This window comes from Clostridium sp. CAG:43 (genome assembly GCF_000434655.1).
Taxonomy (GTDB): domain Bacteria; phylum Bacillota; class Clostridia; order Lachnospirales; family Lachnospiraceae; genus Otoolea; species Otoolea fessa.
In genome coordinates, this window is the sequence record NZ_FR895061.1 from 5291 (window position 1) to 12344 (window position 7054).

Genomic DNA, 7054 nt, shown 5'->3' on the forward strand with positions numbered 1-7054 from the left:
ATATATTAATTTTACTAATCTATAAAAATTGTGTATGATAAAGGCAGATGCTAGAAGAAGGCATTTGCCTTTTATGCTAAAAAATGAATGTATTTTACAGAACATGAAACATTAAAATACGAAAAAACAGGAGGAAAACATGAGCGTAAGACGTATTTTCGTTGAGAAAAAACCGGAATTTGCCGTATTGGCTCACGATCTGAAAGAGGAGATCGCAAGCTATCTGGGGATCGACACGATCACCGATGTCCGCGTACTGATCCGCTATGATATTGAGGATGTATCGGAGGATACATATCAGAAAGCGCTGATTACTATCTTCTCTGAGCCGCCGGTTGATTTTGTCTATGAGGAGGCATTCCCGTCCAAGGAAGGCGATACGATCTTTTCCGTTGAGTTCCTGCCGGGACAGTTCGATCAGAGAGCCGATTCCGCAGAACAGTGTGTGAAACTTCTGAATGAAGAGGAAAATCCGGTGATCCGTTCCGCGACAACTTATGTTATTTCCGGAACACTGACCGCGGAGCAGATCGAGGGCATCAAGTCCCTGTGCATTAACCCGGTGGATTCCCGTGAGAATAACAACGCAAAGCCGGAAACGCTGGTAACGGTATTTGAGCAGCCGGAGGATGTCAAGATTTTCGATGGTTTCTGCGGTTATGGCGAGGCAGAGTTAAAAGAACTCTACGATTCCCTGAACCTTGCGATGACGTTCAAGGATTTCGAGCATATCCACAACTACTTTAAGAACGAAGAGAAGAGAGATCCGTCTGTGACCGAGATCCGCGTGCTGGATACATATTGGTCCGATCACTGCCGTCATACGACCTTCCAGACTGAGTTAAAGGACGTTACCTTTACAAAGGGCGATTACAATGAGCCGATGGAAGCTTCCTACAAACAGTATCTGGCAGATCGCGAGGTTCTCTACAAAGATCGCGATGACAAGTTTGTCTGCCTGATGGATCTGGCTGTTCTTGCTATGAAGAAGCTTCGCCGTGAAGGCAAGCTGGAGGATCTGGAGGAGTCTGAGGAGATTAATGCGTGCAGTATCGTAGTTCCGGTTACCATCGACGGCAAGGAAGAAGAGTGGCTGGTAAACTTTAAGAATGAGACCCACAACCATCCGACCGAGATTGAGCCGTTTGGCGGCGCTGCCACCTGCTTAGGCGGTGCTATCCGTGACCCGCTTTCCGGACGTACCTATGTATATCAGGCTATGCGTGTGACCGGTGCGGCTGATCCGACCCGTCCGATGTCGGAGACACTGCACGGCAAACTTCCGCAGAAGCGCATCGTAAAGGATGCAGCACATGGCTACAGCTCCTACGGTAACCAGATCGGTCTTGCTACCGGCTATGTAAAAGAGATTTATCATCCAAATTATGTGGCAAAACGTATGGAGATCGGTGCTGTTATGGCAGCAGCTCCACGCAAAAACGTCATCCGTGAGACTTCCGATCCGGGCGATGTAATCATCCTGATGGGTGGACGTACCGGCCGTGATGGTATCGGCGGCGCAACCGGTTCTTCCAAGGTACATACCGAGGAGTCCATCGAGGTCTGCGGCGCAGAGGTTCAGAAGGGCAATGCACCGACCGAGCGTAAATTACAGAGACTGTTCCGCCGCCCAGAGGTCAGCCGTCTGATCAAGAAGTGTAACGACTTTGGCGCCGGCGGCGTGTCGGTAGCGATCGGTGAGTTAGCTGACGGACTTCAGATTGACCTTGACAAGGTTCCGAAGAAATATGCAGGTCTGGACGGAACGGAGATTGCGATTTCCGAGTCACAGGAGCGTATGGCTCTGGTGGTAGACCCGAAAGATGTTGATAAGATGCTTGCTTATGCAGCAGAAGAGAACCTGGAGGCAGTTCCGGTTGCCGTTGTTACCGAGTCCCCGCGCCTGGTTCTGAACTGGAGAGGCAAGACGATCGTAGATTTAAGCCGTGCATTCCTGGATACCAACGGTGCTCATCAGGAGACAACCGTTACCGTTGAGGTTCCGACCAGGGAAGGCAATGTATTTGATAAACAGGAAGTAAAGGATGTCAAAGAAAAATGGCTGTCCATGCTTTCTTCCTTAAATGTATGCTCCCAGAAGGGTCTGGTTGAGATGTTCGACAGCACCGTGGGCGCAAGCAGTGTATTCCTGCCATACGGCGGTGTCCACCAGATGACCGAGACACAGGCGATGGTGGCAAAACTGCCGATGAGCAAGGGCAAATGTGATACCGTTACCATGATGAGCTACGGCTATGATCCGTACCTGTCCAGCTGGAGCCCGTACCACGGCGCTACTTACGCAGTGCTGGATTCTGTTGCTAAGATCGTGGCAAACGGCGGTGATTTCCACAAGATCCGCTTTACCTTCCAGGAGTACTTCAAACGTATGACGGAAGATCCGAAGAGATGGGGCACACCGTTCTCAGCTCTGCTCGGTGCTTACAGTGCACAGCTCGGATTTGGACTTCCGTCCATCGGCGGCAAGGACAGTATGTCCGGCAGTTTCTATGATGAAGAGCACGGCGAAATCGATGTACCGCCGACACTGGTTTCCTTTGCAGTTGATATTTCCGATACCAAACACGTGGTATCTCCGGAATTTAAGAAAGCGGGCAGCAAGATTGTTCTCTTTACCATCGAGAAAGATGCACATGACCTGCCGGTTTACAGCCAGATCATGGATGGTTACGAGAAAATCTACCGCGATATGGAGTCTGGAAAGATTATTTCTGCATATGCGGTTGAGGGTGCTGGTGTGGCAGAGGCTGTCAGCAAGATGGCATTTGGTAACCGCCTGGGCGTAAAGATTGAGCACAATGTAGATCCGAGAGACTTCTTCGCCGCTGGCTGGGGCAATATCGTCTGCGAGGTTCCGGATGGCAAGGTAGGTGAGCTGTCCATCCCGTACACTGTGATCGGTGAGGTAACCGACAAGGGAACCTTCGAGTATGGAAGTACCGTGATCTCTATGGAAGAGGCTCTGAAAGCATGGACCGGAACCCTGGAGAAAGTGTTCCCGACCGCTTCCGGCGCACCGATGAAGGCAGCAGAAGAGACACTTTACAATACCGATAAGGTATATGTATGCAAACATAAAGTGGCAAAACCAACCGTATTTATTCCGGCAATGCCGGGTACCAACTGCGAGCTGGACAGTGCGAAAGCGTTTGAGGCAGCCGGAGCGGAGACGATTGTGCGTGTATTCCGCAACCAGAATGCATCCGATATCCGTTCTTCCATCGAGCAGTACAAAGAGGATATCAAGAAATCCCAGATCATTATGTTCCCGGGTGGATTCTCCGCAGGTGATGAGCCGGATGGTTCGGCTAAATTCTTCGCTACGGTATTCCGCAACGAGGCGATGATGGAGGAGATCGACAAACTGCTTCATGACCGGGATGGCCTGGTACTGGGTATCTGCAATGGCTTCCAGACATTAATCAAACTGGGACTTTTAACCGGAGGCAAGATTGAGCCGCAGAAAGCAGATTCCCCGACTTTGACAACCAACAACATTGGACGCCACATTTCCCGCATGGCATACTTAAAGGTTGTATCTAACCTGTCCCCGTGGCTCAGAAAAGCAGAGCTGGGAGGCGTATACTGCAACCCGATGTCCCATGGTGAAGGACGTTTCGTAGCCAACGAGGAGTGGCTTGCAAAACTTCGCGCAAATGGTCAGATCGCGATTCAGTACAGCGATCCGAACGGAAACTTATCCGTCAGCGAGGAGTGGAACCCGAACGGTTCCTACCAGTGCATCGAGGGTATCACAAGCCCGGATGGACGTATTCTTGGTAAGATGGGTCACAACGAGCGCTGCTGGAGCGATACAGGCATGAATATCTATGGAAATCAGGATATGCAGCTGTTTGCTTCAGGTGTGGAGTATTTCAAATAAAATGAACACCTGCTTTTAAGTAAGGTAGAAATAGACCGGACCGCAGAAATCTGCCCCGGTCTATTTTTTGTGTGATAGAAAATTCCTTGGAATTCCCCATCACACAAAAAGGTACATTCTTTTTTATGTCACAGGAAATATCAATTATGATATAAATTCTACCATTGACGAAAATGTCAGAAAACCTTAAACAAAAAGTTATTCTCAGGTAATAAAAGTGTGCTATCCTGTCAATAACAGAAAGCAGACATTTACTTCAAAAAAACAAAGGGAAAATTTTGAAAATACCGACAGTTTATTTTGACGCAGGCAGATATGTTTGTTATAATGGAAACAAAAGTTTGTACGCGAGAGTACATTAAAAAAGGAGGATGGGATATGAGACATAACCTGAAGGCAGCGGCGGTTTCCGCTCTTGCTATCATGGCGGCACTGGCTATGAGTATTCCGGCATACGCGGCTGACAAAAAGATCTCGGAAGTTAAGTTCCGTGTCAATGCGAAACCGGAAGCGGGCGACAGCATCGGGGATCCGGATGTACAAGTTACGAAGGGTAATGTTGAGATTACCGAGCAGGAGTTTGACAATGACGACAGCGAGTGGGAGAGAGGTGATAAGCCGGTCATCTACCTGACGATCGAGGCAAAGGACGGTTATCAGTTATCCGGCACAAAGCTTTCTGCAACCAAGTCGGCTTACAAAGTTACGAAGCGATCTGGCGATAAGAGCGAGTGGAAAGTTAAGATTACGATGTCAGCTGTTGACGGCGATTTGGATACGGTCGAAGATCTTAGCTGGAGCAATCGTACCGCAACTTGGGACAGCGTATCGGATGCAAGCAAGTATGAAGTTAAACTGTACCGCAACAGTTCTACCGTAACGACTGTTACAACCACAGGCACAAGCTACAATTTCTACCCATACATGACGAAATCCGGCGATTATACCTTTAAGGTACGCGCGGTTGACGGAAGCGACAAGGGTGAGTGGAGTGACGAGTCCGATGAATATTATATGAATTCTTCAGATGTGTATACAGGTACACCTCCGACCGATAATTCTTCTGGTGGTTCCACTCCGGCAAATGCGAATGGTCAGTGGGTAAACAGCATTTACGGCTGGTCTTACTACATCAATGGTGTACCGGTTAAGAACAACTGGGTATATGTTGATAATGAGTGGTATCATCTGAATGCAAACGGCTTCATGGATACAGACTGGATCTATACTGATAATAACTGGTTCTATTTAAACCCGGTATCCGATGGTACGAGAGGCAAGATGCTGACCGGATGGCAGCAGATTGGACCGTACAAGTATTATCTGAATCCGGTATCCGACGGCACTCGCGGTGCAAGAAAGACAGGCTATCAGTTCATCGATGGCGCATGGTATCTGTTTGACCTGAATAGCGGAGCACTCTGGACGAACATGGTAACTCCGAACGGTATGGTAGCGGATGCAAATGGTGTTCTTCACTAAGGAACTATCTGGCAGCAGACCGGAAGAGGATCTGAGATGCGGAAACATACATAAATGAAATAAAAATCAGACAGCGGCAGACAGCGGACGAGCGAAAGCAAGTGGCTGATGCCGCTGTTTTTTTGTTTTTCTTGCACAGAAGGGGGGAAAAAGGATATAATAGAGAATCATATTGAGAAGCCGGAGAATTGATGAGGCGGGAATAAGAAACAGAGAGGAGAATCGATAAATTACGATGAAACCAACTGTATTATTGTATAATTTTACTGATTCCAAAAGAAAAATGAAGGTGCAGCAGGCGCTTATGCCGCTGGGATTCCGCTTAAGGGCAGTGACAAAGGAGGAGTACGGGCTGCCGGTGGGCGTGCTGGCTGGTGTGAAAGGACTGAATGAGGATGTCCTCAAGGAAGCCAGACAAGCAATAGAGGCTGTGGAGGAAACGCAAAAAGAAGAGTCCGCTCAGAAACAGGCAGACGGGAGGCTGCAGCGAGAAGTGCCGGAGAACGATTCTTCCAGGAAAATGGATTTCTCAGATGAGATGGCGATCATGGCAGGCTTTTCTTCCGCCCAGATCGATGCATTTATCCATGCACTCCGAAAAAAGGGAGTCGGACGGATTGATTATAAAGCAGTCCTGACACCGTATAATATGAAGTGGGATTCGGTACAATTATATGAAGAGATCAAAAAAGAGCATGAGATGATGACGGGGAAAGGTAAAGACGAAGCATTGTGATGCCATGGGATTGGTGAAAGGTCATTTTACTGCTTGATGTGGAGGTGGAAAGATGCTGGAAAAAGTAGATTTGAATAAATCAGTGGATAAGGAAAACTACAAGAAGCTTCGGGAAGAGATGGATGTGAAGCTGGGAGAATTGCAGCGCGCCTGTAAGGCGGAAAAGATCCCGGTTGTCATCGTATTTGACGGCTTCGGGGCAGGCGGTAAGGGAACGCAGATCAACCGCCTGATCCAGCCGCTGGATCCGCGCGGTTTTGATGTTTATGCGAGCCGGGAGACGGGGGAAGAGGAACGGATGCGTCCATTTTTATGGCGGTATTGGACGAAGACACCGGAAGATGGACGAATGATGATCTTTGACAAGAGTTGGTACGATAAGGTTACCGTTGACCGGTTTGACAAAGAGACGAAGCGGCAGGAGCTAAACGGGGCGTTCCGGGATATCCTTTCATTTGAAAAGCAGCTGGCAGATTCCGGCATGATTCTGATCAAATTGTTTCTGTATATTTCCAGGGACGAGCAGAAAAAGCGCTTTAAACGGCTGGAAGAAAGCAAAGAGACTGCGTGGCGTGTGACGGAGGCGGACTGGAAGCGCAACAAGGATTACGATACATTTCTGGAGATGAATGAGGAAATGCTGCAGCGGACGGATACCGGGTACGCGCCGTGGACGATCGTGGAAGCGACTGATAAAAATTATGCGGCAGTCAAGATTTTATCCACCGTCACAGACCGGCTGGAGTATGAGCTGAACCGCCGCCGAATGGAACGCGAGGAAGGGGCNCCGAATGGAACGCGAGGAAGGGGCGGTGCATCCGCCGGTCAAACTTCCAGATGAGCGGTTTAAAAATGGCGTGCTTTCCGGCGTGGATCTGACGAAAACGCTGACACGCGAGGAATATAAGGAACGTCTGGATAAGCTGCAGAAA

4 protein-coding genes are annotated in these 7054 nt (G+C 48.8%); all 4 read left to right on the plus strand.

Translation table 11 applies throughout. The features are described from left to right. Nucleotides 1-139 precede the first annotated feature (139 nt). Nucleotides 140-3904, plus strand: a complete 3765-nt coding sequence (locus tag QVO97_RS05005; RefSeq protein ID WP_022359292.1) for a phosphoribosylformylglycinamidine synthase — start codon at nucleotides 140-142, stop codon at nucleotides 3902-3904. Nucleotides 3905-4282: 378 nt separating this feature from the next. Then, nucleotides 4283-5386 carry an N-acetylmuramoyl-L-alanine amidase family protein gene (locus QVO97_RS05010; protein WP_022359293.1) on the plus strand — a complete coding sequence of 368 codons (1104 nt, stop codon included), beginning with the start codon at nucleotides 4283-4285 and terminating at the stop codon, nucleotides 5384-5386. Nucleotides 5387-5621: 235 nt separating this feature from the next. After that, nucleotides 5622-6122: a DUF3783 domain-containing protein gene (locus QVO97_RS05015; RefSeq protein WP_022359294.1), complete on the plus strand. Its 501-nt coding sequence runs from the start codon at nucleotides 5622-5624 to the stop codon at nucleotides 6120-6122. A 52-nt stretch (nucleotides 6123-6174) separates the two neighbouring features. Further along, nucleotides 6175-6963 (plus strand): polyphosphate kinase 2 family protein, encoded by a 789-nt coding sequence (locus QVO97_RS05020; protein ID WP_022359295.1) that lies wholly within the window; start codon nucleotides 6175-6177, stop codon nucleotides 6961-6963. The last annotated feature ends 91 nt before the right edge of the window (nucleotides 6964-7054 follow it).